At 69.6% G+C, this 25,457-nt stretch carries 21 protein-coding genes; 9 read left to right on the forward strand and 12 right to left on the reverse strand.

Annotation, left to right across the window (positions count from 1 at the left end; genetic code table 11):
• Positions 1 to 53 precede the first annotated feature (53 nt).
• Together ACIBEI_RS45080 and ACIBEI_RS45085 are read right to left on the reverse strand one after the other, a co-directional pair.
• Positions 54 to 2,048 (reverse strand): CocE/NonD family hydrolase, encoded by a 1,995-nt coding sequence (locus ACIBEI_RS45080; RefSeq protein ID WP_398896915.1) that lies wholly within the window; start codon positions 2,046 to 2,048, stop codon positions 54 to 56.
• A gap of 28 nt (positions 2,049 to 2,076) precedes the next feature.
• The gene (locus tag ACIBEI_RS45085) at positions 2,077 to 3,606 is read right to left on the reverse strand and encodes a peptide MFS transporter (protein WP_398896916.1); all 1,530 of its coding nucleotides are present in this window, start codon (positions 3,604 to 3,606) and stop codon (positions 2,077 to 2,079) included.
• A gap of 354 nt (positions 3,607 to 3,960) precedes the next feature.
• Here ACIBEI_RS45085 and ACIBEI_RS45090 point away from each other — a divergent pair, with 354 nt between their 5' ends.
• The 5 genes from ACIBEI_RS45090 to ACIBEI_RS45110 all read left to right on the forward strand — a co-directional run bounded on the left by ACIBEI_RS45090 (position 3,961) and on the right by ACIBEI_RS45110 (position 9,776).
• Positions 3,961 to 4,971 (forward strand): polyprenyl synthetase family protein, encoded by a 1,011-nt coding sequence (locus ACIBEI_RS45090; protein ID WP_190231051.1) that lies wholly within the window; start codon positions 3,961 to 3,963, stop codon positions 4,969 to 4,971.
• A gap of 172 nt (positions 4,972 to 5,143) precedes the next feature.
• Positions 5,144 to 6,181, forward strand: a complete 1,038-nt coding sequence (locus ACIBEI_RS45095; RefSeq protein ID WP_398896919.1) for a CHRD domain-containing protein — start codon at positions 5,144 to 5,146, stop codon at positions 6,179 to 6,181.
• A 368-nt stretch (positions 6,182 to 6,549) separates the two neighbouring features.
• The gene (locus ACIBEI_RS45100; protein ID WP_398896921.1) at positions 6,550 to 7,764 is read left to right on the forward strand and encodes an outer membrane lipoprotein carrier protein LolA; all 1,215 of its coding nucleotides are present in this window, start codon (positions 6,550 to 6,552) and stop codon (positions 7,762 to 7,764) included.
• Between the two features lie 49 nt (positions 7,765 to 7,813).
• Positions 7,814 to 8,881: an ABC transporter ATP-binding protein gene (locus tag ACIBEI_RS45105; protein ID WP_398896922.1), complete on the forward strand. Its 1,068-nt coding sequence runs from the start codon at positions 7,814 to 7,816 to the stop codon at positions 8,879 to 8,881.
• Positions 8,868 to 9,776, forward strand: a complete 909-nt coding sequence (locus ACIBEI_RS45110) for an ABC transporter permease (protein ID WP_398896923.1) — start codon at positions 8,868 to 8,870, stop codon at positions 9,774 to 9,776. The genes ACIBEI_RS45105 and ACIBEI_RS45110 overlap by 14 nt, the downstream gene beginning before the upstream one ends.
• 90 nt (positions 9,777 to 9,866) lie before the next feature.
• Here ACIBEI_RS45110 and ACIBEI_RS45115 read toward each other — a convergent pair whose 3' ends face one another.
• The 3 genes from ACIBEI_RS45115 to ACIBEI_RS45125 form a co-directional block, all read right to left on the reverse strand.
• Positions 9,867 to 10,448, reverse strand: a complete 582-nt coding sequence (locus ACIBEI_RS45115) for a flavodoxin family protein (RefSeq protein WP_398896925.1) — start codon at positions 10,446 to 10,448, stop codon at positions 9,867 to 9,869.
• Between the two features lie 177 nt (positions 10,449 to 10,625).
• Complete coding sequence (locus ACIBEI_RS45120) at positions 10,626 to 11,567, reverse strand: M28 family metallopeptidase (protein ID WP_398896927.1); 942 nt, start codon at positions 11,565 to 11,567, stop codon at positions 10,626 to 10,628.
• Between the two features lie 294 nt (positions 11,568 to 11,861).
• A complete protein-coding gene (locus tag ACIBEI_RS45125) occupies positions 11,862 to 12,362 on the reverse strand; it encodes a VOC family protein (RefSeq protein WP_398896928.1) in 501 nt (166 codons plus the stop codon).
• A 37-nt stretch (positions 12,363 to 12,399) separates the two neighbouring features.
• On the opposite strand from ACIBEI_RS45125, the gene ACIBEI_RS45130 reads away from it, so the two are divergent.
• The gene (locus tag ACIBEI_RS45130; protein ID WP_398896989.1) at positions 12,400 to 12,999 is read left to right on the forward strand and encodes a CGNR zinc finger domain-containing protein; all 600 of its coding nucleotides are present in this window, start codon (positions 12,400 to 12,402) and stop codon (positions 12,997 to 12,999) included.
• Between the two features lie 240 nt (positions 13,000 to 13,239).
• Here the strand turns inward: ACIBEI_RS45130 and ACIBEI_RS45135 are convergent, their stop codons facing one another.
• Complete coding sequence (locus ACIBEI_RS45135) at positions 13,240 to 13,674, reverse strand: winged helix-turn-helix transcriptional regulator (protein ID WP_398896929.1); 435 nt, start codon at positions 13,672 to 13,674, stop codon at positions 13,240 to 13,242.
• 92 nt (positions 13,675 to 13,766) lie between these two features.
• Here ACIBEI_RS45135 and ACIBEI_RS45140 point away from each other — a divergent pair, with 92 nt between their 5' ends.
• Together ACIBEI_RS45140 and ACIBEI_RS45145 are read left to right on the forward strand one after the other, a co-directional pair.
• Positions 13,767 to 15,353, forward strand: a complete 1,587-nt coding sequence (locus ACIBEI_RS45140; protein ID WP_398896930.1) for an MFS transporter — start codon at positions 13,767 to 13,769, stop codon at positions 15,351 to 15,353.
• Positions 15,354 to 15,388: 35 nt separating this feature from the next.
• Positions 15,389 to 16,633 (forward strand): 4-hydroxybenzoate 3-monooxygenase, encoded by a 1,245-nt coding sequence (locus tag ACIBEI_RS45145; RefSeq protein WP_398896931.1) that lies wholly within the window; start codon positions 15,389 to 15,391, stop codon positions 16,631 to 16,633.
• 29 nt (positions 16,634 to 16,662) lie between these two features.
• On the opposite strand, the gene rarD is transcribed toward ACIBEI_RS45145, so the two are convergent.
• The gene (gene rarD, locus ACIBEI_RS45150) at positions 16,663 to 17,706 is read right to left on the reverse strand and encodes an EamA family transporter RarD (RefSeq protein WP_398896990.1); all 1,044 of its coding nucleotides are present in this window, start codon (positions 17,704 to 17,706) and stop codon (positions 16,663 to 16,665) included.
• 246 nt (positions 17,707 to 17,952) lie between these two features.
• Positions 17,953 to 18,807, reverse strand: a complete 855-nt coding sequence (locus tag ACIBEI_RS45155; protein WP_398896933.1) for an SDR family oxidoreductase — start codon at positions 18,805 to 18,807, stop codon at positions 17,953 to 17,955.
• 92 nt (positions 18,808 to 18,899) lie between these two features.
• Between ACIBEI_RS45155 and ACIBEI_RS45160 the strand changes: the two genes are divergently transcribed.
• A complete protein-coding gene (locus tag ACIBEI_RS45160; RefSeq protein ID WP_398896935.1) occupies positions 18,900 to 19,316 on the forward strand; it encodes a winged helix-turn-helix transcriptional regulator in 417 nt (138 codons plus the stop codon).
• 34 nt (positions 19,317 to 19,350) lie between these two features.
• Here the strand turns inward: ACIBEI_RS45160 and ACIBEI_RS45165 are convergent, their stop codons facing one another.
• From ACIBEI_RS45165 to ACIBEI_RS45180, 4 genes are all read right to left on the reverse strand, one after another.
• Entirely contained in the window at positions 19,351 to 20,445 is a 1,095-nt protein-coding gene (locus ACIBEI_RS45165; RefSeq protein WP_398896936.1) for a 2-oxoacid:ferredoxin oxidoreductase subunit beta, read from the reverse strand.
• A complete protein-coding gene (locus ACIBEI_RS45170) occupies positions 20,438 to 22,366 on the reverse strand; it encodes a 2-oxoacid:acceptor oxidoreductase subunit alpha (RefSeq protein ID WP_398896938.1) in 1,929 nt (642 codons plus the stop codon). The genes ACIBEI_RS45165 and ACIBEI_RS45170 overlap by 8 nt, the downstream gene beginning before the upstream one ends.
• Positions 22,367 to 22,633: 267 nt before the next feature.
• Complete coding sequence (locus ACIBEI_RS45175; RefSeq protein ID WP_189844607.1) at positions 22,634 to 23,305, reverse strand: response regulator transcription factor; 672 nt, start codon at positions 23,303 to 23,305, stop codon at positions 22,634 to 22,636.
• Positions 23,306 to 23,604: 299 nt separating this feature from the next.
• Positions 23,605 to 24,960 (reverse strand): sensor histidine kinase, encoded by a 1,356-nt coding sequence (locus ACIBEI_RS45180; protein WP_398896940.1) that lies wholly within the window; start codon positions 24,958 to 24,960, stop codon positions 23,605 to 23,607.
• Positions 24,961 to 25,457 lie beyond the last annotated feature (497 nt).

Here is a 25,457-nt window from a genome sequence, read left to right on the forward strand (position 1 = left end):
CGCGGTCATGGGGCCCGCACACGCGTTCTCGGTCATTCGGGGAGCGTACGAGTTCACCCCGCGGTCCGCGGAATCCTTTTCTCCCAGGTGCGGTGGAACACCACCTCGTCACCGTCCTTGCAGATCACCTCGTTCGAGGTGATGAAGTCCGCCTCGTCGCAGGTGGTTTCGGAGTGCGCCTCGACGCTCGCGTCCCACGGCAGGTCCGGCCGGTGCAGCCGGACGAACCAGTCCGAGCGGGCCCGGGCCGACAGTGGGTCCGACTCGACGATCGTGTACGTGTCCAGGGCCTCCTCGGTGAATTCGAGGCCGTCGGGATACACACGGGTGCCTCCGTAGCGCGGGTCCACCTCCAGACGCCACTCGCCCTTGGCGACATCGCGGACGACGAGACGCTCGGGGCGCGGCTCGTCCAGTGTCGCGGGGAAGTTGACCCCCATGGGCGCCGCCTGCTCCGGCTCCTCGAAGGAGATGGACGGGTCCGACTCCTGTACGCGGAGCGGGAGTTCCAGCACGCTCCCCGAGGGCGTGAGAGTGAAGCCCGCCTCCGAACCCGGCTGGGGCCAGATCCAGGGCCAGTACGCGGAGGAGACGGCGAGACGGACGCGATGGCCCGGAGGGAAGGCGTGCCCGATCGCGTTCAGGTCGAAAGCCACATCCTCCGTAGAGCCCGGTTTCCACGGAACCACCTGGTCGCGGCCATGACGGGCTGACAGGTTCAGGACGCCCCGGGTGACGAGGGTCGAGGACCCGTCGGGAGCCACGTCGCAGATTCGGGCCACTACTTGTCCACGCGCCGCCTCCGTAGTGAGCCTCAACCTCACCCGCGGGCGGCCCAGCACCCAGATCTCCTCCGGGACCTCGAAGTCGAAGCACGCCGATCTCGCGTCCTCGTCCCGCTGGTCGGGAGGCAGGTCCGCGTCGTTGCCGAAAGGGAAGAAGCGGCCCGCGTCCACCCCCGTGTGCTGAGGCGACCGCACCACCACGGGCTCGCCCTGAAGGGCGTACGTCACCGGGGCCACCAGAGGAGAGGGCCAGGCCGGATCGCCCACCCAGCGGCCCGGCAGCGTCGGGTACACCGTGGCGGGCGGGTGGGAGTCGCTGACGTACGAGCGCAGGAGCGGCTCGGACATGACTCCGGTCTCCTTGCCCTTGAGCCAGTGGTCCCACCAGCGCAGCGTCTCCTGGAGGAAACCGATCGCCGGGCCGGGCGGCAGCCCCCGGTCGGGGTACTGGTGCGACCACGGCCCGACGATCCCCCGTACGCGGTCCGCCGGGAGGTGTTCCACCAGACGCAGGACCGCGTCCCGGTACGGGTCGTGCCAGCCGCCGACCGCGAGCACCGCCGCCCGGACCGCCGAGTAGGCCTCGCACACGCTGCCGCGGCGCCAGTGGTCGTCCCTCGTCTGGTGCGCAAGCCAGGTGTGCAGGAACGGATCGACGGTCTCCAGTCGTTTGACCCACAGGTCGTGCCAGACCTCGCCCGCGTAGACCGGATCCGGCGGGCGGGAGACGAACGCGAGCATGGTCGCCGCCCACGCGTGCATGTCGACGGCGAGCACGGAACCACCCATGTAGTGCACGTCGTTGTCATAGCGGTCGTCCGTCGAGCAGACCGTGACGACCGCCTTGAGCGGCTCGGGCGCGAGGGCCGCGATCTGGAGGGAGTTGAAGCCGCCCCAGGAGATGCCGAACATGCCGACCTTGCCCGAGCACCAGGGCTGGGCCGCGAGCCAGTTGACGACCTCGACCCCGTCGGCCAGCTCCGTCGCCGAGTACTCGTCGCCGGGCATGCCCTCGGAGTTCCCGTGCCCCCGGATGTCCACGCGTACGGAGGCATAGCCGTGTCCCGCGTACCAGGGGTGGCGCTGCCAGTCGCGCGGGGCCGTCCAGTCGGTCAGGCGGTAGGGCAGGTATTCGAGCAGGGCCGGTACGGGTTCGTCGGTGAGCGGGCGCCACACGCGCGCGTAGAGCTTGGTTCCGTCCGGGAGGGGAACGCGGAGGTCCTGGTGAGTCGTCTCGTAGGGGAAGGACGTACGGATGCGCATGGCGGTGACCTCCAGGGCCTGTGGGGTCTCAGTGGACCGGGTGCATCGTGCGGCGCAGCCAGGGCGCGGCGGCGATCACGAGCAGACCGGCGGCGACCGCGATCGCGCCGTTGACGCCGAAGTAGGCGGGCTTGGAGACGTCGTCGTAGAGCTTCACTGTCTGGGCCTGGATGCCGTTGGCGAGGGCCAGCGAGAGGAACCAGAGGGACATCGTCTGGCTGGCGAAGGCCCGTGGGGCCAGCTTCGTGGTGGCCGACATGCCGGAGGTCTCCAGGAGGATGTCGCCGAGCCCCAGCAGGAAGTACGAGCCGACGATCCACCAGGCCGACATCAGGTAGTCGTCGTTGTCGTGGCCGGAGGTCGGCAGGACCATCAGGAGGAAGGACAGGCCTCCCAGCACCACCCCGAACGCGATCTTGTTGGAGGCGTGCGGCTGGCTGTGCCCCATCCGGACCCACAGCGCGGCCACGACCGGGGCGAGCGCCACCTCGAAGGCGCCCAGTGCCGACGCGTACCAACTGGCGGGGAAGTCGAAGCCGAGGATCGTCGTCTCGGCGTTGGACGCGGCCAGCAGCATCATCGTCGAGTACGCCTGGAAGAGGATGAAGTTGAAGACCGTGGAGGCCAGGAACAGCACGATGTACGGGCGCAGCCGGCCCCGTTCCCCGGGCGTCACCCGGGGACTCCTGAACATCACCGCGAAGTAGACCACCGGAGCGATCACCGAGACCAGGGTCAGCAGGTCCACGAAGCGGCCCATGGTCAGCCATCCGGCGGCGGCCGACAGGACCGCGAGGACGGCCACCGCCGGCAGGCCGAGGACGATCAGGCGGACGGTCCTGCGCATGGACGCGGGCGGCAGTGCGAATTCGGCCGCGTTCCTGCGCCCGGCCAGGTGACGGCGGCCCGCGACGTACTGGATCAGACCGAGGGTCATACCGACCGCGGCCGCCGAGAAGCCCCAGTGCCAGCCCCGGTGGTCGCCGAGCCAGCCGGTGATCAGCGGGCCCGCGAAGGCGCCGATGTTGATCGCCATGTAGTACACGGCGAAACCGGCGTCGCGGCGGTCGTCGTCGGTGCGGTACAGCTTGCCGACCATGGTGGCGACGTTCGGCTTCAGCAGGCCCGTGCCCGCGCTGATCAGGCCGAGTCCCGCCCAGGTCATGGCCGCGGTGGGCACCGCCATCGCGTAGTGGCCGCAGGCGATCAGGACGCCGCCCCACAGGACCGCCCGGTACGAGCCGAGGATGCGGTCGGCCAGCCAGCCGCCGGCCACCGAGACCAGATAGACCAGCGTCCCGTACGCGGCCGAGACGGACGCGGCCGTTCCGGCGGACATGCCCATGCCGCCGTGGGCCACCGTGTCCGCGAAGTACAGGACGAGGATCGCCTGCATCCCCAGGAACGAGAACCGCTCCCAGACCTCCAGGCCCGAGAGGGTGAGCAGGCCCCTGGGCTGGCCGAAGAAGGCATGGTCGTCGGCGGGGTCCAAGGGCGGACCACCGGGCTCCGGATCGGGCTCCGGATCAGGGTCGGACTCGATCGTGTCGCGGGACAAGAAGCATCACTTCCTGAAAAATTGCTCGCTTTCAGGACGTACCGCATGTGTCGGCTGTATCGGATCTATCGGCTGTATCAGCAGATCAAGAACATACCTTCCGTGATCGGATACCGCCCGGCTGGAGGGTGGGGGCAAAAGGGGGCAGGTGGAGCGTGTCAGGCAGGGTGGTGGCAGGTGACGGGCGGGCGCTCACTCTGATCGAAAGGCGACCGGATACGCTGACTTGAGTGCCAGCAGCGACACATCGACAAACACCCACAGCATTCGCACCACCTGTAGTACCCAGCAGGCCCAGCACACTCAGAGCATCCAGAGACCGCCGCTGAGAGCGTCAGCAGACAGGAGACCCTCGTGACCGTCGTCGGGCCGTTCGGGCTGAGCGTGCGGGACCAGGCTCTCGAAGCCGATGTCCAGGCCGGATTGGCGGCTGTCGAGGAGGGACTGCTCGAGGCCACCAAGAGCGAGGTCCCGTTCATCACGGAGGCCGCGCAGCACCTCGTGCGCGCCGGCGGCAAGCGCTTCCGGCCGCTGCTCGTGACGCTCGCCGCGCAGTTCGGCGACCCTTACGCGCCGGGTGTCGTGCCCTCGGCCGTGGTCGTCGAGCTGACCCACCTCGCCACGCTGTACCACGACGACGTGATGGACGAGGCGGACGTGCGCCGCGGAGTGCCCAGCGCCAACAGCCGCTGGGGCAACTCGGTCGCGGTCCTCACCGGCGACTTCCTCTTCGCGCGGGCCTCGCACATACTGGCCGACCTCGGCCCCGAGGCCGTACGCATCCAGGCGGAGGCGTTCGAGCGGCTGGTCACCGGCCAGATCCTGGAGACGGCGGGCCCGCGTGACGGGCGAGACCCGATCGACCACTACATGGACGTGCTCAGCGGCAAGACGGGCTCGCTCATCGCTGTGGCGGGACGATTCGGCGCGATGATGTCGGGCGCCGACGAGACGGTCGTCGACGTGCTGACGCAGTACGGCGAGCGGCTCGGCGTCGCCTTCCAGCTCGCCGACGACGTGCTGGACATCGCCAGCGACACGCGTGAGTCCGGCAAGACGCCGGGCACCGACCTGCGCGAGGGCATTCCGACGATGCCCGTGCTGCGGCTGCGCGAGCGCGTGGAGCGGCTGGGGCTCGCCGAGGACATCGCGCTGTCGGAGCTGCTCGCCTCGGACCTGTCCGACGACGCGCGGCACGCCGAGGCGCTGGCCAGGCTGCGGGTGCACCCCGCTCTGGACCAGGCCCGCCGCGACACCGTGCGGTATGCGGAGGACGCCCGTGCCACGCTGGCGCCGCTCCCGGAGTGCGACGCGAAGGCGGCGCTGGTGGAGCTGTGCGACGCGGTGGTTCACCGGGCGGGCTGACCTGCTCGTTTCCCCGTTTTTCCCAAGATTCCCTCGGGCTTTTCTCCGAGATCCCCCTTGCATGTGACTCAGGTCACAGACCTGGAACGAGTCCAATTTCGGATTCGGTCCGTAGTCCCCCATAGAAGCTGACGCAGGGGGCGTCAGTGGAACTACGGGGAGAAAAAGAATCATGGGGACAATCGTTACGTTCGCGCATCGTCGTAAGAAGCTCGTCATGACCGGCGTCGCGGTGGCCACCGCGGCCGGAGTCGCCGCCGCCGTCATCCCGGCGGTCGCCGACAGCGGGAACTCCGACAAGGGTTCGAGCGCGAGTGAGAGTACGAGCGCGGGCCACTCGGGGCACGGGGGCCAGTCCATCGAGGTACAGAGCGGCGCTCTCGCCGGCGGCAGCGGCGGTACCATCCTCGCCGCCAGCCTGAACGGCGCCAACGAGGTGCCGGTGCAGGGCGGCCCCGCCGTCGGTGACAAGGACGGCGCGGCACTCGAGTTCGTCAAGGTCAAGGGCGACAAGGTGTCCGTCGCCGTCAAGTGGCGCGGCACCGGCAAGCCGACCCTGCTCCACATCCACCAGGGCGCCAAGGGGGTCAACGGCGGTGTCAAGGTCGACTTCACCAAGCTGCTGGACAACGCCAAGGGCCGCACGGTCACCGGCACGGTCAAGGTCAAGGACGCCGCCCTGCTCAGCCAACTGAAGGCGGACCCGGGCAGCTTCTACGCCAATCTGCACACCGCCGAGTTCCCGGGCGGGGCCGTCCGCGGCCAGCTCCACAAGGTCACCACGAAGTTCGACTTCCGGCACGCGCTGAACAACTTCCAGGCGTCCGTCATCAAGGGCAAGCAGATCTACGAGTGCAAGAAGGCGGCCGACGGCACCACGTCCTTCGCCCAGCGTGACGTGGCCGCCGTGCTCGGCGGTCCCATCGCGCACTCGTTCGTGAAGCCCAACTCGGGTACTCCGCAGTGGATCGCGGCCGACCGCAGCGCCGTCACCGGCGCGCTGATCTCCAAGACCCCGAACGGCGACAAGAACATCCCCGAACTGGACCTCAGGGCCACGCAGTCCGGCAAGCACCGGGGGCTGCTCGCGGACACCGCGGAGATCCTGCGGCTGAACACCGTGGGCGGGGTCGCTCCGGCCGGGTCCTGCAAGGTGGGCAAGATCGTGGGAGTTCCGTACGGGGCGGACTACGTGTTCGTGAACCGGTGAACAGCCCGCTGACCACCGGCTGATCCGCCGGATCGCGAAGCCCTCCACCCGGATCGGGACGCCGTCCACCCAGGATCGGAAAGCCGTCCACCCGGGATCAGGCTGTGATCCCCCCGGATCTGAAAGGGTTTCACCCGGCTCCGGCGAGATACACGGACGGCGTCTTCCCCGCACGACCCCTACGGGTCGGGGGAGCCGCCGTCCACCCATGTCATACCCCAGGTGTACGCGGAGTTGGCTCCGAGGTCTGACGCTTTCCGCCGGCCGATTTGGTCAGATTGGACACACCACTTCACAGGAGTTCGGGTGACAATGGCGGCCAGGGGTGGACGAGTGCATCAGCCGCCGACAACGGAGGTAGGGCACACATGGCACCGTACGAATCCGACGACAACACGAACGAGGACCTGCGCACCGGCCGACGCAAAGCCGCGCGGTACGTCGTCCCCGTCGCGGTGCTGGGGGTGGCAGCGGCGACCATCGGGCTGGTCCCGGCGTTCGCCGGTTCCGGCGACCCGGACCTGCCGGACATCACCGCCCAGCAGCTCATCGAGAAGATCGCCGCGTCGGACGTACAGCAGCTGTCCGGCACGGTGAAGATCAGCACGGACCTCGGCCTGCCGAACCTCGGCGGCCTGGAGAGCAGCCTCGGCGGCGGAATGGGCAGGGGCGGCGACGACTCGGGTTCCTCCGCGGACCCCTCGTCCAAGCTGCTTGAACTGGCGTCCGGTACTCACACGTTGCGAGTCGCGTCGGACGGCGAGGACAAGCAGAAGCTCTCGCTGCTCGACAAGGCCGCCGAGTACAGCGTGATCCACAACGGCGACGAGGTGTGGGCGTACGACAGCGCGTCGAACGAGGCGTACCACATGAAGGACTCCTCCGGCGCCGCCGAGAAGGGGACGAAGGACAAGGCCGACGACGTGCCTGCCACGCCCAAGGAGATGGCCGAAGAGGCACTGAAGGCGGCCGACGACACGACGTCCGTGACCGTCGACGGTACGGCGCAGGTCGCGGGCCGCGACGCCTACAAGCTGCTGATCAAGCCCAAGGCGTCCGGTTCGACGGTCGGCGCGATCTCCATCGCGGTGGACTCGAAGACCGGTCTGCCCCTGAAGTTCACGCTGACCCCGGCGAGCGGCGGCGCGGCCGTCATCGACGCGGGCTTCACCAAGGTCGACTTCTCCAAGCCGGCCGCGTCCACCTTCGACTTCAGCCCGCCCAAGGGCACGAAGGTCACCGAGGGCGACGAGGCGAAGGCCGAGGACAAGGCGGACCGGGCACAGCCCAAGGGCGGCGAGGACCTGGGCAAGGAGTTCCAGGGCCTGAACGTCATCGGTGAGGGCTGGAGCTCGATAGCCCAGTTCGACACCGGTGGCGAGGGCATGCCGTCGGAGTCCTCCGGCGCGGGTGACGCGGGTCGCTTCCTCGACTCGCTGGGCGACCACGTGACCGGCAAGTTCGGCTCGGGCACGGTCTTCTCGACCCGCCTGGTCAACGCGCTCATCACGGACGACGGCAAGGTCTACGCGGGCGCGGTCACCAAGGACGCGCTGGTGAAGGCGGCCAACGCGGCGAAGTAGCGCACGCGGTCCCGGAGCCCCTTGTGGGAAAGGCGAAGTGAGGGAGTCGATGGCGGAACTGTCCACCGCGGACGGGGACATGGCGGGTGAGCGCGGCACGGCCGACGTAGGTGACACCGCGGAGGCCGGGCACACGGCGACCGCCGGTGACACGGCGGCGGACACGGCAGCGACCGCGGACACGGGTGACACCGTGATCGCCACCCGCGCCCTCACCAAGCGCTACCGCGGCGGACAGCTCGCCGTCGACAGCCTCGACCTGGCCGTCCCGGCGGGCAGCGTCTTCGGCTTCCTCGGGCCGAACGGCTCCGGCAAGACGACCACCATCAGAATGCTGATGGGCCTCATCGAGCCGACCTCCGGCACGGCGCGCGTGCTGGGTCAGCCCATGCCGCGCGCCACCAGCACCGTTTTGCCGCACGTCGGCGCGCTGATCGAGGGACCGGCTCTCTACGGTTTCCTCTCCGGCCGCGACAACCTCCTGCGATACGACTCGGCCGACCCGACCGCCGACCCGCGCACCCGGCGTACGCGCGTCGCGGCCGCGCTGGACCGCGTCGGGCTGACCGCCGCCGCGGGCAAGAAGGCGAAGGCGTACTCCCTGGGGATGAAGCAGCGGCTCGGGCTGGCGGCGGCGTTGCTGCAACCCCGTCGGCTGCTCGTGCTGGACGAGCCGACCAACGGGCTCGACCCGCAGGGGATGCGGGAGATCCGTTCCCTGGTGCGGGAGTTGGCGTCGGACGGCACGACCGTCTTCCTCTCCTCGCATCTGCTGGACGAGATCGAGCAGGTCTGTACACACGTGGCGGTGATGGCCCAGGGGCGGCTGATCACCCAGGGGCCGGTGGCCGATCTCGCGGCGGGAGCGCGCGGCCGGCTCGTCGTGACGACACCGGATCCGGGTGATGCGGCCCGGGTGCTGAAGGAACAGGGCGTGAGCGATGTCGTGGTCGCCGAGGACCGGGTGACCGCCGAGCCACCGGACCGCGAGCTCGCCGAGGTGAACGCGGCGCTGGTGAGGGCAGGCGTCCGCGTCCGGGGCTTCGGGGTCGAACGGGCCTCGCTGGAGGACGCGTTCGTGGCGCTCACGGGGGAGGGATTCGATGTCGCGGGCTGAACTCGCCGAGCCGTCGCCCGGCGCCGCGGAGACGGCCGTCGGCACGCGGGCACCGACCCCTCTGTGGACCCTCGGGCTGCTGCGCAACGAGCTGGGGACCACACTCCGGCGGTGGCGGACGATCGCGTTGCTCGGCGTGCTGGCCGCGGTGCCGGTGCTGGTCGGGATCGCGGTCAAGATCGAGACGAGCGACGGCTCGTCGGCCGGAGGCGGCGGAGGCGAGGGGCCCGCCTTCATCGCGCAGATCACCAACAACGGACTCTTCCTGGTCTTCACCGCGCTCGCCGCCACACTGCCGTTCTTCCTGCCGATGGCGGTCGGCGTCGTCGCGGGCGACGCGATCGCGGGCGAGGCCAACGCGGGGACACTGCGCTATCTGCTGGTCGCCCCGGCCGGCCGCACCCGCCTGCTGATCACCAAGTACGCGACCACGCTGGCCTTCTGCGTCATCGCGACCCTGGTGGTGGCGGTCTCGGCGCTCATCGTGGGCGCGCTCCTGTTCCCACTGGGCGAGCTGACGACGATCTCCGGCACGCGGATCAGTTTTGGCGAAGGGCTCGGGCGGGCGTTGCTGATCGCCCTGGCCGTCGCCGCGTCACTGATCGGGATCGCGGCCCTCGGCCTGTTCGTCTCGACCCTGACGAACAGCGGGATCGCGGCGATGGCGACGACCGTCGGCCTCCTCATCACCGTGCAGATCCTCGACCAGATCCCCCAGCTCCACGCGATACAGCCGTACTTCTTCTCGCACTACTGGCTGTCCTTCGCCGACCTCATGCGCGACCCGGTCTACTGGGACGACCTGATACGCAACCTGCAGCTCCAGGGCCTGTACGCGGCGGTGTTCGGAGCGGCCGCGTGGGCGCGGTTCACGGCGAAGGACATCACCGCGTAGGGCGCACGGCAGCCTCGGGGACGGAGGCCCGCTGGTGACGGGGGTCCCAGCCGTCGTAGCTCAGCCGTCTCGTAACTCAGCTGTCGTAACTCAGCTGTCGTACGGGAAGCGGGCGAGCGGGGGCTCCTGCGCGAAGAACGTCTTGGCGCGGGCCAGGGCGGCGGAGTCGGTCAGGACGTCTCCGGGCCTGCTGCCGTTGCCGAGGAGGACTCCGCCGAATCGCATCCCCATGTACGCGGCCGAGTGGTTGAGCGTGCCGATCAGCGGGTCGGCGACCTCTTCCTCCTCGTGCGCGAGGGCGGTGACGCCCCACAGGGTGCGCCCGGCCATCGTCTTCTTGAAGTCGAGTCCCGGGGTGCGCAGCCAGCCCGACCAGTGGTCCAGGTAGCGCTTGGTGTGCGCGGACACGGAGTACCAGTACAGCGGGGAGGCGATGACGAGGTCCGTCGCCGCGAGTGTGGCGTCGAGGAGCAGGGCGGTGTTGTCGCCGGACGGCCGGACATGGTCGCTGTCGTGGCGCAGGTCCTCGAAGTCGGGCACCGGGTGCTCGGCAAGACTCAGCCATTGCTGTGTGACGCCGGCCGGCAGCTGTTCCGCGGCCCTGCGGGCCAGCAACTCGGTGTTGCCGCTGTCGCGGGCGCTGCCCAGGAGGAAGAGGAAATGGCGGGTCATGAGCGGCTCCGTCATGGAAGGCGTACGACGACTGCATGCGTACGCAGTATATGCACACGCATGCAGTCGTCGGCTACCCCGGAAGACGGACGGGTCGCGGTGGGCCGGAGCAGACCGGGCGGGTCGGAGTCGGCCGGGGTGGGCCGGAGCTGCCGGAGCCGGCCGGAGCGGGTCCGGTTACTCCGAGAGTTCCCACACGGCGTACGCCAGGGCGTCGCTGTTCCGGTTCAGGGCGGTGTCGTTGATGTTCGACGTCGTGTCGCACGAGGAGTGGTAGCAGCGGTCGAACGACTGGCCCGCCGTGCCGCCCCACTTGGCGGCCTGGGCCGCGGACTTGGTGCTGCTGGCGCCGGTGAAGACGCCGCCGACGGGGATGCCCGCGCTCTTGAATGGGGCGTGGTCCGAGCGGCCGTCGCCCTCGGTCTCGATCTCGGTGGCGACGCCTATACCCGCGTAGAAGTCCTTGAAAGTCTTCTCGATGGCCGGGTCGTCGTCGTAGACGAAGTAGCCGGGGTTCGGCGATCCGATCATGTCGAAGTTGAGATAGCCGCTGATCTTGGCGCGGTTGGCGGTGGTGAGACCGTTGACGTAGTTGCGCGAGCCGACCATGCCCAGCTCCTCGGCTCCCCACCAGGCGAACCGCAGATGCTTTGTGGGCTGGTACTGGGTGCGGGACACGGTCAGCGCGGCTTCCAGCAGGGCCGCCGAGCCCGAGCCGTTGTCGTTGATGCCGGCCCCCGAGGCGACGCTGTCGAGGTGGGAGCCCGCCATGACGACCTGGTTGGCGTCGCCGCCGGGCCAGTCGGCGATCAGGTTGTAGCCGACGCGGCTGGACGCGGTGAACTGCTGGATCGTCGTGGTGAATCCGGCGGCGTCCAGCTTGGCCTTCACGTAGTCGAGGGACGCCTTGTAGCCGGTGCGGCCATGGGCGCGGTTGCCGCCGTTGGCGGTGGCTATGGACTGGAGTTGGGTGAGGTGGGCCTTGACGTTGGCGACGGGTATGTCCGGTGCGGCGGCCACGCGCGCGGGCGCGGCGTCGGCTATCGCGCTCGTGGTGAGGAGTGCGGCGACGGCTATGACCGCGGCACCCGTGACACGTCCGGGAACAGAGAGCTTCATGTGGGGGGCTCCGAATTCCATGTGGGAATGGGTGCCTGATGGTGAAGCTGAGGTTGACGTTCCGTCAAGAGCACAATCCGGTCAGGGGTGTTCGGATAGCGGATCCCTGGAGTTCACCTGGCCGCGGGCCGCTCGTGACAGTACGGGTGAGCTGTGGAAGAGGGCTGTTCCCTGTCGCTGCGGACGGGTGGGTGGGTGGTCAGGTGGTTGGGCGGGTGGACCTCCGTGGTTGCCGTGTACTGACGGGCACCCCGGTCGCCGCGGGCCCCCGCGTGTCAGTGCACGCAGAAGGTGTCAGTGCACGCAGAACTCGTTCCCCTCCGGGTCCGTCATCACCACCCACTCGCCGCCCTGCTCCTTCACCTCCCGGAACACCGCCGCCCCCAGCCCGGTCAGCCGCGTGACCGCCGCCTCGCGCTGTCCGTCCCCGGTGTGTACGTCGATGTGCAGCCGGTTCTTGACCGTCTTCGGCTCCGGTACGCGCTGGAAGAGCAGCCGGCGGCCGAGTCCGGTGCCGCTGTCCTTGTCGTACGGGTCGTCGGGGTGGCGTACGGCCGCGGCGTCCCGCCAGGCCCGGCGGCCGTGCGACTCGACGGTGATCTCGGGCGGTACGGCGCCGAAGCCGAGCAGGCGCTCGACCAGGACGCTGTGGTCCTCGACCAGATAGCCGAGGGTGGCTGCCCAGAAGTCGGCCTGGGCGTGTGGATCGGCGGCGTCGACGACGAGTTTCCAGTGCAGGGGCGCCGGGGCTGACGAGGGTGTCTGGGGCTGGTTCTGGGGCTGTGTTTCTGTCATGGTAACCACTTATAGTGGTTACGTGAGTGAGCGTGCAATGAAATCGCCCGGACTGACTCTCGTGTCGTACGGGGGGAAGTCGTTCCGCTTCGATCCCGGTGCGCTGTGCCTGGAGCTCGTGACGACGGGCGGGCCGGGGGAGTTCGCGCGGTTCGAGGTGCTGCACGAGCCTGCGGATCTGGTGCGGTGGGTGGAGCGGAGCCGTTTGCCCGGCGGGCTCGAAGTGACCGTCACCGAGGGGGAGTTGGCGCAAACGCGAGCCTTGCGGGACGCGGTTTTCCTGCTGGCCGCGGACCGGGCTCATGGGCGGCCTCTCCAGGCCCGTCATCTCGATGTCGTCAACGCCGGCGCGGCCGGGGCGCCGCTTGCCGCCCGGGTCGAGGCGGACGGGTCGCGCGGGTGGGCGCCGGGGGCCACCGGGGCGCGGTTGCTGGCCACCGTCGCGCGTGACGCGGTGGAGTTGTTCACCGGGCCGTTTGCGGAGCGGATCCGTGAGTGCGGGTCCCACAACTGTGCGTTGCTCTTCGTCGACACGTCGCGGCCCGGGCGGCGGCGCTGGTGCGCGATGGAACACTGCGGCAACCGCGAGAAGGCCCGATCGCATCGGGCCCGGCTGGCCGGGGAGGGGGCTGGCTGAGGAGTTTTCTCGCCCCCGCCGCCCCTACCCATTCCCGTCACTACTCAGGGGCTCCGCCCCCGAACCCCCAAAAGATTGCGCAGTTCCCCGCGCCCCTAGGTTGGTCTTTAGGGGCGCGGGGAACTGCGCGATCAGCCACAGCGGGCCCGCACCCAACAACGCACCCCCACGGGGTCTGGGGCGGAGCCCCAGAAGGACGGGAATGGGTAGGGGCGGCGGGGGCGAAAACCGCCCGCCCACTCAACCCGCGGCCCCCACCCGCTCGTCATAAGCCTCCCGGGCCGCCGCGATCTCCCCCTGGTGGGCCTCCGTCCAGGCCACCAGCGACCGGATGGTCGAGTGGAGGGTCCCGCCGAGGGGAGTGAGCTCGTACTCCACCCGAGGCGGCACCACAGCATGCACGGTCCGCTTCACGAGCCCGTCCCGCTCCAACTGCCGCAGCGTCACCGTCAGCATCCGCTGACTCACCCCGTCGATCTCCCGCCGCAACTCGGTGAACCGCAACCGCCGGTTGTCGAGCAGGGCGATCACGAGGAGCGACCACTTGTCGGCCACCCGGTCGAGGATCTGCCGCACCTGGCAGTCCTCCCGGGTGTCCCACTGGAACGGATCGGTGTCCTCGCCGTCCATGGTTACCGCGCACTTACTCGGTGACTCCAAAGTGCCTTCTTCCATGTCCGCCGATGCTGCCGCAGGCTGGCACCGGTTACAAGAGGGAACCGACCCTCATTCGGGTAACCGCCCCTTCGCCGACCCAAGGAGTCGTGATGGGCACCCGTGCCTGGGCCCTGCTGTTCGTCCTCTGCGGAACGATCTTCCTGGAGGGCATCGACGTCGCCATGCTGGCGGTGGCGATCCCCTCCATCAGATCCGACCTCGACCTGCCGACCGACACCGCGGCCTGGGTGATGAGCGCGTACGTACTCGGCTACGCCGGCTTCACCCTGCTCGGCGGTCGCGCGGCCGACCTGCTGGGCCGCCGCCGGATGTTCCTGACCTGGCTGACGGTCTTCCTCGCCTTCTCGGGCCTGGGCGGCTTCGCCACGGAGGGCTGGACGCTGATCGTGGCCCGCTTCGTCACCGGCGTCTCGGCGGCGTTCATGACCCCGGCCGCGCTGTCCCTCATCACGACGTCGTACGAGGAGGGCGAGCAGCGCAACAAGGCGCTGCTGGTCTTCGCGGGCACGGCGGCAGGCGGCTTCTCGCTCGGCCTGGTCATCGGCGGCCTGCTCACCCAACTGGGCTGGCGCTGGGTCTTCTTCGCCCCGGTCCTGCTCGCGGGCGCCCTGCTCGTGGCGGCGATACGCCTGATCCCGCACCGGCCGCGCACCGAGGAACCCGAGAACGCGGAACGCACGCACGCGGAACCCGACGCGAACGCGGAACCCGAGAAGAGCGCCGGGCGCCCCCGGCGGCGTACCGAAGGGTCCGACGTCCTCGGCGCCGGCACCGCCGCAGCCGCCATGCTGCTCGCCGCCTTCGCCGTCATCCGCCTCGAACACGGCCTGGACGGCTGGCAGTTGACCGCGGGCGCGGCGGCCGCGGCCATCACCCTGCTCGTCGTCTTCGTCGCCGTCGAACGCCGCACCCCCACTCCCCTCGTGCGCCTCGGCATCTTCCGCACCGGCTCCGTCGTACGGGCCGACCTCGGCGCGCTCCTCTTCGTGGGCGCCTTCTTCGGCTTCCAGTTCGTCCTGACGCTCTACCTCCAGGAACTGCGCGGCTGGTCCTCCCTGCAGACGGCGATCGCCCTGGTGGTGCTGGGCTGCGACGCGATCCTCGCCCCCACACTCACCCCGCGCCTGGTCACCCGCTTCGGCCACGCCAAGGTGATCCTCGGCGGCTTCGTCCTGGCGGTCGTCGCGTACGGGCTCTTCCTTCCCGTGGGCATGGACTGGTCGTACGCGGCGATGTTCCCAACCCTGATCATCGCGGGCACCGCCTTCGCGCTGGCCTACGGGCCGCTCACGATCGCGGCGACGGACGGTGTGGCGGAGTCCGAACAGGGCCTGGCGAGCGGTCTGTTGCACACCTCCACCCAGTTCGGCTCGGCGATCGGCATCTCGGCGGTGACGGCGGTGTACGGTCTCGCCTCCTCCGGCGCCTCCACGGGCTCCGACCCGGACGCCGCCCTCTCCGCCTTCCGCGCGGCCCTGATCGTCCCGGTGGGGATGGTGACACTGGGCGCGCTGCTGTCGTCCTTCGGCCTCGGAAGCCGTACGAAGCCGCCGACGGCCGGAGCGCCCATCGGACCCGCCGCACCCACCACGGCCGCGGCCACCGTCATCGCCCCCGCCCCCGCCGACGCCGTCCCCGACCCGTCCGCCAACCCCACCCGACCGGCTTCGAGTTGACGATCGGGCCACACCGGATTCGCCATACTGTTCGCATGACCGCAGACGCCTCCGCTCCGTCCGCTCCCGACCCTGGTCCCGCCCCCGCCCACCCGCAGCGCACCCGCGTCGTCATCGTGGGGGCGGGGCCCGCGGGACTGACCCTCGCCAACATCCTCCGGGCAGCCTCCGTCGACTGCGTGGTGCTGGAGAACGAGAGCAGGGCGTTCATCGAACAGCGGCCGCGCGCCGGCTTCTTGGAGGAGTGGGCGGTCCGCGCGTTGGAGGAGCGGGGCCTGGCGGACCGGCTCCTGGAGAACACCGTGGCGCACACCGAGTGCGAGTTCCGGTTCGCCGGGGAGCGCCACAGGTTCCCGTACGCCGATGTGTCGGGTCACCGGCACTACGTGTACCCGCAGCCGCTGCTGGTGACGGACCTGGTGCGGGAGTACGCGGACGTCCGGGGCGGCGACATCCGGTTCGGCGTCCGCGCCGTCGAGCCGGCCGGGATCGACACGGACCGGCCCTCGGTGGCGTACACGGATCCGGAGACGGGCGAACGGGTCCGCCTGGACTGCGAGTTCATCGCGGGCTGCGACGGCGCACGCGGGGTGACCCGGGACCGTATGCCCTCGGAGCATGTCACCGTCGCCCGGTACGACTTCGGCGTCGGCTGGTTGGCGCTGCTGGCCGAGGCGCCGCCGTCCTCCGACTGTGTCGTCTTCGGCATCCATCCGCGCGGGTTCGCCGGTCACATGGCCCGCAGCCCGCAGGTCACCCGCTACTACCTGGAGTGCCCGCCGGACGACGACCCGGAGAACTGGTCGCACGAGCGCGTATGGGCCGAACTCCATGCACGCCTCGGGGCGGAGGGAGCCAGGCCGCTCAACGAGGGCAAGCTGATCGAGAAGCGGGTCCTGGCCATGCACAACTACGTGGTGGAGCCGATGGCGCACGGGCGGCTGTATCTCGCCGGCGACTCGGCGCACCTCCTCGCGCCGATCGGCGCGAAGGGAATGAACCTCGCGATCCACGACTCCCTGCTGCTCGGCGACGCGCTCGTCGCGTACTACGGCAAGGGGGACGACAGCGGGCTGCGCGGCTACTCGGCGGCCTGTCTGCGGCGGGTGTGGCAGTACCAGGAGTTCTCGCAGTGGCTCTCCGACGTGTACCACGGCGCCTCGTCCGGCGATCCGTTCAAGGCGGGCACATCGATGGCCAGGCTGCGGCGGATCCTCGCCTCACCCGCCGCGGCGACCGGCTTCGCGGAACTGTTCCTCGGCAAGGACACGGATTACTGACGCCGCCCATTGCTGGACGCCGTCACCGACTACGTGTTCGTGCCGCCGGCGGTGGTCGGGTTCGCGGCCGCCGCCTCCCGGGCCGCTTCCACGGCGGCGGTCGCGGCGACGGTCGCGGCGGTTGCTGCGGTCGCTGCCGTCGCTGCGGTCGCCACCGCGGCAGCCTCACGCAGAACCGTGCGCGACTTCCGCGCAGTCCGCAGCGCATCCCACGTCAGCAGCGACAACGCGGCCCACACCAGCGCGAACCCGGCCCACCGCTCGGCGGGCATCGCCTCGTGGAAGTACAGGATGCCGAGCAGGAACTGCAGCACGGGTGCCAGGTACTGCAGCAGGCCCAGCGTCGACAGCGGTACCCGGATCGCCGCGGCCCCGAAGCACACGAGTGGCACCGCGGTCACCACACCGGTCGCGGCCAGCAGCGCCGCGTGCCCGGCGCCCTCGCCGCCGAAGGTCGCGTCGCCCCGGGACGACAGCCACAGCAGATAGCCGAGCGCGGGCAGGAACTGGATCGCGGTCTCCGCGGCCAGCGACTCCAGACCGCCGAGGTTGACCTTCTTCTTGACCAGCCCGTACGTCGCGAAGGAGAAGGCGAGGCAGAGGGAGATCCACGGCGGTTGGCCGTAGCCGATGGTCAGTACGAGCACCGCGGCGAAGCCGATGCCGACCGCCGCCCACTGCGCGGGCCGCAGCCGCTCCTTCAGGAGCAGGACGCCCATCGCGATGGTGACGAGCGGGTTGATGAAGTAGCCGAGGGACGCCTCCACCACATGGCCGGCGTTCACGGCCCAGATGTAGACGCCCCAGTTGACCGTGATGGTGGCCGCCGCGACGGTGATCAGGCCCAGTCTGCGCGGCTGCCGCAGCAGCGGACCCGCCCAGGCCCAGCGTCGCATCACCACGAGCGCGATCACCACGATGCCCAGGGACCACACCATGCGGTGGGCGAGGATCTCCGCCGCTCCCGCGGGTTCGAGGAGCGGCCAGAACAGGGGCACGAGCCCCCACATGCCGTACGCCGCGAAGCCGTTCAGCAGACCGATCCGCTGCTCGCCCTTGGAATCCAGACCTATGTGCTGTTCGCCCTTGGACTCCACCGGCACGGCCCCTCCCTCTCCCCAGGCTGCGGACGCGTGACGTCCGCCGCGGACGCGCGGCGTCCGAACCACGCGCAACCTCCAAGAAGGTAACGCCGAGCACCCCCGCCTGTCATGCCCGTATCGCCATACGGTCATTACAAACGGGGGCGCTTCCTGCGGATCGCAAACGGGGGTGCTTCCCGCAGGTCGCGAACGGGAGCGCTTCCGGTGGGTCGGAGGTCAGCCCTTCAGTGCCGCCGCGATCGACTCCGCGATCGGCGTGGTCGGCCGGCCGGTCAGCCGGGACAGGTCACCGGTGGCGACGACCAGCTCGCCCTTCTCGATCGACGCGTCGACGCCGGCCAGGATCGCGGCGAAGGGCTCGGGCAGCCCGGCGCCGGTCAGGATGTCCTTGAACGCCTCGACGGGGACGGAGTTGTAGGTGATCTCCTTGCCGGAGGCCTTGGCCACCTCGGCCGCGTACTCGGCGAAGCCCCACGCGGTGTCGCCGCCCAGCTCGTACGTCTTGTTCTCGTGGCCCTCACCGGTCAGTACGGCCACGGCGGCGGCCGCGTAGTCCGCGCGGGACGCCGAGGAGACCTTGCCCTCACCGGCGGCCTGGACGACGGCGTTGTACTCCAGGACGGGGGCCAGGTTCTCGGTGTAGTTCTCGTTGTACCAGCCGTTGCGCAGCAGCGCGTACGTCACGCCGGACTCCAGGATCGCCGCCTCGGTGCCGCGGTGGTCGTCGGCCAGCGCGGCGGACAGGCTGCCGGGGGCGCTGGTGTACGCGAGGAGCGCGACGCCCGCGGCCTTGGCGGCGTCGAGGACGACCTTGTGCTGGGCCACGCGGCCCTTGTCGAACTCGTTGCCCGAGATGAGCAGCACCTTGTCGCCGGCGGAGAAGAGGCCGTCGAAGGTTTCGGGAGCGTTGTAGTCGGCGATCGCGAGCTTCACGCCGCGGGCCGCGAAGTCCGCCGCCTTCTCCTCGCTGCGGACGACGGCCGTGATCCGGTCGGCCGGGACCTTCTCCAGCAGTCCCTCGATGACGAAACGGCCGAGGTGTCCGGTGGCTCCGGTGACGACGATGCTCATGGTGGAAACAACTCCTTGTGAGTGGGTACGCCGCTAACCATAGGAGTGGCACTAACTCTGCGAAAGTACCCACTTTGAAGTAAGGTACTGGCATGGCCGTAAGCACCGAAGCAGTCAGCAAGGCAGCAGCAGTCAGCAAGGAAGCGGTCGGAAAGTACGACACCGGCGAGGCGATGTGCCCGTACCGCCTCGTTCTGGAGCACGTCACCAGCCGCTGGGGCGTCCTCGTGCTGATCGAGCTCCTCGACCGGCCCTACCGCTTCAGCGAGCTGCGCCGCGCGATCGGCAGGGTCAGCGAGAAGATGCTCACCCAGACCCTGCAGACCCTGGAGCGCGACGGTCTCGTGAACCGGGACGCCAAACCGGTCATCCCGCCGCGCGTCGACTACTCGCTCACGGACCTGGGCCGCGAGGCCGCCGACCAGGTGAAGGCCCTCGCCGGCTGGACCGAGGAGCGGATGGACGCCGTACTGGAGGCGCGCCAGGCATACGACGAGGCCCGGTCCTGAGGAAGCGGGACCGGGCCTCGCGGAGTGTCGCTGTTCAGCCGACGACCGTCCAGGTGTCCCCGCCCGCGAGCAGTGCCGACAGGTCGCCCTTGCCGTTCTGTTCGATGGCCGCGTCGAGCTGGTCGGCCATCTGTGTGTCGTAGACCGGGCGGTCGACGGCCTTGAGGACGCCGATCGGCGTGTGGTGCAGCGTGTCCGGGTCGGCGAGCCGGGAGAGCGCGAACGCCGTGGTGGGGGACGCGGAGTGCGCGTCGTGGACGAGGATCTGCGGCTCGTTGTCCGGAGTGACGGTGACGACCTTCAGGTCACCGGTCGCGGCGTCGCGCACGACGCCCTTGGATCCGAGACCGCTGTCGAGCGGTGCCCCGAAGCGGATCTGCTGTCCGTGTTCCAGGCGGATCACCGCCTCCTCGGCCTGCTGCCGGTCCTTGAGGACTTCGAAGGCGCCGTCGTTGAAGATGTTGCAGTTCTGGTAGATCTCGACGAGGGCGGTGCCCCGGTGGGCGGCGGCCTGGCGCAGGACCTCGGTGAGGTGTTTGCGGTCGGAGTCGACGGTCCGTGCCACGAACGAGGCTTCCGCGCCGATGGCCAGTGACACGGGGTTGAAGGGTGCGTCCAGGGAGCCCATCGGTGTGGACTTGGTGATTTTGCCGACCTCTGAGGTGGGGCTGTACTGGCCCTTGGTGAGTCCGTAGATGCGGTTGTTGAAGAGGAGGATCTTGAGGTTGACGTTGCGTCGGAGGGCGTGGATGAGGTGGTTGCCGCCGATGGACAGCGCGTCGCCGTCCCCGGTCACGACCCACACGCTCAGGTCGCGGCGGGAGGAGGCGAGTCCGGTCGCGATCGCCGGCGCCCGGCCGTGGATGGAGTGCATCCCGTAGGTGTTCATGTAGTACGGGAAGCGGGAGGAGCAGCCGATGCCGGAGACGAAGACGATGTTCTCCTTGGCGAGACCCAGTTCGGGCATGAAGCCCTGCACGGCGGCGAGGATCGCGTAGTCGCCGCAGCCGGGGCACCAGCGCACTTCCTGGTCGGACTTGAAGTCCTTCATGGACTGCCTGGCCTCGGCCTTGGGCACCAGAGTGAGCGCCTCGATCGTGCCTGGGCCTTCCGTGGTCGTCTCAGCCATCGATGGCCTCCTTGAGAGCCGTGGCAAGCTGTTCGGCCTTGAACGGCATTCCGTTGACCTGGTTGTAGGAGTGGGCGTCCACCAGGTATTTCGCCCTGACCAGGGTGGCGAGCTGCCCGAGGTTCATCTCGGGGATCACCACCTTCTCGTACGCCTTGAGCACCGTGCCGAGATTCGCGGGGAACGGGTTGAGGTGCCGCAGATGCGCCTGCGCGATCGCCTCCCCGGCCGCCCGCAGCCGCCGGACCGCCGCGGTGATGGGCCCATAGGTGGAGCCCCAGCCCAGGACGAGGGTGGTGGCGGCGTGCGGGTCGTCCACCTCGACATCCGGGACGGCGATGCCGTCGATCTTCGCCTGCCGGGTACGCACCATGAAGTCGTGGTTGGCGGGGTCGTAGGAGATGTTGCCGGTGCCGTCCTGCTTCTCGATGCCGCCGATGCGGTGTTCCAGACCCGGCGTCCCCGGGATCGCCCACGGGCGGGCCAGTGTCTGCGGGTCGCGTTTGTAGGGCCAGAAGACCTCGGTGCCGTCGTTGAGGGTGTGGTTGGGTCCCTGGGCGAACTGCACGCGCAGGTCGGGCAGTTCGTCGGTCTCCGGGATCCGCCACGGTTCGGATCCGTTGGCCAGGTAGCCGTCGGACAGCAGCAGGACCGGGGTGCGGTAGGCCAGCGCGATACGGGCGGCTTCGATGGCCGCGTCGAAGCAGTCGGCGGGGGTCTGGGGGGCCACGATCGGCACGGGTGCCTCGCCGTTGCGGCCGAACATGGCCTGGAGCAGGTCGGCCTGTTCGGTCTTGGTGGGCAGGCCGGTGGAGGGGCCGCCGCGCTGGATGTCGATGACCAGCAGCGGCAGCTCCAGCGACACGGCGAGCCCGATCGTCTCCGACTTCAGCGCGACACCGGGTCCGGAGGTGGTGGTGACGGCGAGCGAGCCGCCGAAGGCCGCCCCCAGTGCGGCGCCGATGCCGGCGATCTCGTCCTCGGCCTGGAAGGTCCGTACGCCGAAGTTCTTGTGCCGGCTCAGTTCGTGCAGGATGTCCGAGGCCGGCGTGATCGGATACGAGCCCAGGTAGAGCGGCAGATCGGCCTGGGCCGAGGCGGCGATCAGGCCGTAGGACAGGGCCAGGTTCCCGGAGATGTTGCGGTAGGTGCCGGTCGGGAACGCCGCGGTGGCCGGCGCGATCTCATAGCTGACGGCGAAGTCCTCGGTGGTCTCGCCGAAGTTCCAGCCCGCCCGGAACGCGGCGATGTTGGCCGCCGCGACATCGGGCTTCTTGGCGAACTTGGTGGTGAGGAACTTCTCGGTGCCCTCGGTCGGCCGGTGATACATCCAGGACAGCAGGCCGAGCGCGAACATGTTCTTGCTGCGCTCGGCCTCCTTGCGGGTGAGGTCGAAGTCCTTGAGCGCCTCGACGGTCAGTGTGGTGAGGGGGACGGGGTGGACGCTGTAGCCGTCCAGCGAACCGTCCTCGAGGGGGCTCGTGGGGTAGCCGACCTTGTGCATCGCCCGTTTGGTGAACTCGTCCGTGTTGACGATGATCTCCGCGCCGCGCGGTACGTCGGCGATGTTGGCCTTCAGGGCGGCCGGGTTCATCGCCACCAGGACGTTGGGCGCGTCGCCGGGGGTGAGGATGTCGTGGTCGGCGAAATGCAGCTGGAAAGACGAAACGCCCGGCAGGGTGCCTGCGGGCGCGCGGATCTCGGCGGGGAAGTTCGGCAGTGTCGAAAGGTCGTTCCCGAACGATGCCGTCTCGGAGGTGAAACGGTCCCCGGTGAGCTGCATACCGTCACCGGAGTCCCCCGCGAACCGGATGATCACCCGGTCCAGCCGGCGTACATCCTTTGTGCCCGCCGGTTTGCGCTGTTCCCCTACGACGCTTCCGTCGGCATGCTCGGCTGGACTGCTGACCTGACTGGTCACTGAAGTGAACCTCCTTCGAGGCGGCTGTCCGGGATCGGCCCTCCCGCAGGCCATCCCGGGTCCAACCCTACGTCGCTAAGGGTCGCCTTCCCCTGACCGTTCGTACGATGGACCCCTTTTTGAGACCGCCGGACACCCTGATTTGCCATGATTTATCCGCCCCCCGGCGTTACCTGTGAAGACGCTTGATGCTCATCCTTTGGTTCTCGTGCTCATGCCTGGCTCTCGTGCTTGCGTTGCGGTGATTTCTGACACAGTGTCAGGTCGTCAGGAGTTCAGGTAGGTGAGGACCGCGAGAACGCGCCGGTGATCCCCGTCACTCTGGGACAGGCCCAGTTTCATGAAGATGTTGCTCACGTGCTTCTCGACCGCGCCGTCGCTGACCACGAGCTGTCGTGCGATCGCGGAGTTCGTCCGCCCCTCGGCCATGAGTCCTAGGACCTCCCGCTCGCGTGGCGTCAGCCCCGCGAGGACGTCCTGCTTGCGGCTGCGCCCGAGCAGCTGCGCGACGACCTCGGGATCCAGCGCGGTGCCGCCGCGGGCCACGCGGACGACCGCGTCCACGAATTCCCTCACCTCGGCTACCCGGTCCTTCAGCAGATAGCCGACGCCGTGACTGGAACCGGCGAGGAGTTCGGTGGCGTACTGCTCCTCCACGTACTGCGACAGCACGAGTACCCCGAGCCCCGGGTGCTGCTTGCGCAGCTGCACGGCTGCCTTCACGCCCTCGTCCGTGTGCGTCGGCGGCATCCGTACGTCCGCGACCACGACGTCCGGCAGCGCGTCCTGCGCCGCGAACTCCGTGATCGTCTTGATCAACGCCTCCCCGTCGCCGACTCCGGCGATCACCTCGTGTCCACGGTCGGTCAGCAACCGGGTCAGGCCCTCCCTGAGCAGCACTGAATCCTCGGCGATGACCACGCGCACCCTGTCCTCCACGATTGCTCGGCCCCCCACGCTCGTACGTCAACCCCCAGCATTCCAGCATTTGGGACCAACCGAGGGTGGGTGAGGGAATCGTTGTCGGTCCGCGCCCCGTAGGGGGCGCGGGGAACGGCGCGATCAGCCGAGAAGTAGGCGAGCCGGACGCATGGACCGAGGGGAGAGGGGAGATAACGGGGGTCTGGGGGCGGAGCCCCCAGTTTCGGGAAGGGGGGGCTGGGGAAAGGAAACCCCCACACCCACCGCCGACAAGAAGGGCCACCGCCAACAAGGAGGGCCAACAAGAAGGGAGGGGCTCACCCCCGCCAGGGCAGCTCCGCCGTGATGCGGGTCGGCCCGGCGGCAGGGGAGTCCACCACGAGGATCCCGTCGACCGCGTCGAGCCGCTCGGCCAGCCCCGCAAGCCCCGAGCCGCCGGCGACATCCGCACCGCCCACACCGTTGTCGACCACCTGGATCATGAGCCGGTTCTCGATCCGCCAGACATCGACCGAGGCCCGGGTGGCCTTCGAGTGCTTGCTGATGTTCTGCAGCAGCTCCGAGACCGTGAAGTACGCGATCCCCTCGATGGCCGGCGCCGGCCGGGCCGGCAGATCGACCTCGACCTGCACGGGAACCGTGCACCGGGACGCCACCGAGGACAGCGCGGCGTCCAGACCGCGGTCGGTGAGGACCGCCGGGTGGATCCCGCGCGCCAGGTCCCGCAGCTCCTGAAGCGCCGTCTTCACCTCACCGTGGGCCTCGCCCACCATCCGCGCCGCCGCCTGCGGATCCTCCGTGAGCTTCTCCTTCGCGAGCCCCAGATCCATGGCGAGGGCCACCAGCCGGGCCTGGGCACCGTCGTGCAGATCGCGCTCGATACGCCGCAGGTCGGCCGCCGCCGTGTCGATCACGACGCCCCGGTCCGACTCCAGCTCGACGACCCGTGTGGCCAGCTTCGACGGCCCGAGCAGCCCGTGCACCAGCAGCCGGTCCACCTGCGTCAGCGCCCGCACGATCCACGGCGTGGCCATCGTGAGCAGCAGACCCACCAGCGCGGTCACCGTGATCTCGAAGGGGTTGTCCAGATAGATGCTGTGCCCCTGGTCCCCGTACAGCTGGAGCCCGTCCTGCCCGCCGTAGACCGGGAACAGCCAGAACCACAGGGGGTACGTCAGCATCGCCCAGCCGTACGCCCAGAAGCTGATGGCCACCGAGAAGGCGAACACGGCCCAGGGGAAGTGCAGCACCGAGTACAGCAGGTGCCGCCAGGACGCGCCGCTCTTCAGCATCGCGCCCATCCACGCCATCGGGCCCTGCTTCGTCATGCGCAACGGCTCCGGCGCCGCGACGTCGAGACCCAGCAGCGCGCGCGCCCGGGTCCGCTCGAGCGCGCCGAGACCGCGGCAGCCCGCGAGGCCGGCGGCGAGTACCGGGATGCCCAGGAACGTGACCAGCAGGCCCGCGCCGAGCGACACCATCGTCACGGCGTAGGTGAACATGATGATGCTGATCGGCAGACTCAGCATCAGATACCCGAACTCACGCCAGCTGCGCGCCTCGATCGGCGCCCGCAGCGCGGCCGGGAGCAGGTGTCGCCGCTCCTCGGCGCCCTCCCCGCGGAACCCGGGTCCGCCGTCCCACCCGTATCCCTGCCCGTACTCCGTGGCCATGGCCGCCGTCCGTTTCTACTCGTCCGCTGTTGTAACTCCACAGTGCTCGGTCCCGGGCGGCCGGGACATGGAGCGAGTCGGCGTCTTGGGGCGGGGGTTTTCCCTACCTTCTGGGGGTCGGCACCCGAGTCGGGGCTGGGGTCGGGGTTGGGGCTGGGGTCGGGGGACGGCTGGGGCTGCGCAGCGTGCGGGGCCCACGGTGGTGACCGGCATGAATACGGACGGGCAGGTGTGTGCGGGCGGGTGTGTGCCGGCTGGGCAGGTGTGTGCGGGCCAGGCATGTGCGTGCAGGCCGGGCGCGTGTGTGCGGGCGGGTGTGTGCGGGCCAGGCATGTGCGTGCAGGCAGGCGTGTGCCGGCCGGGCAGGTGTGTGCGGGCGGGAGTGTGCAGATCGGGCACGTGCGTGTGGGCGGGCGCGTGCAGGCCAGGCATGTGCGTGCAGGCCGGGCACGTGTGTGCAGGCAGCCGTGTGCAGGCCGGGACCGGAAGACGCGAGG

The sequence above is a fragment of the Streptomyces sp. NPDC050988 genome, assembly GCF_044456225.1.
Classification (GTDB): Bacteria; Actinomycetota; Actinomycetes; order Streptomycetales; family Streptomycetaceae; genus Streptomyces.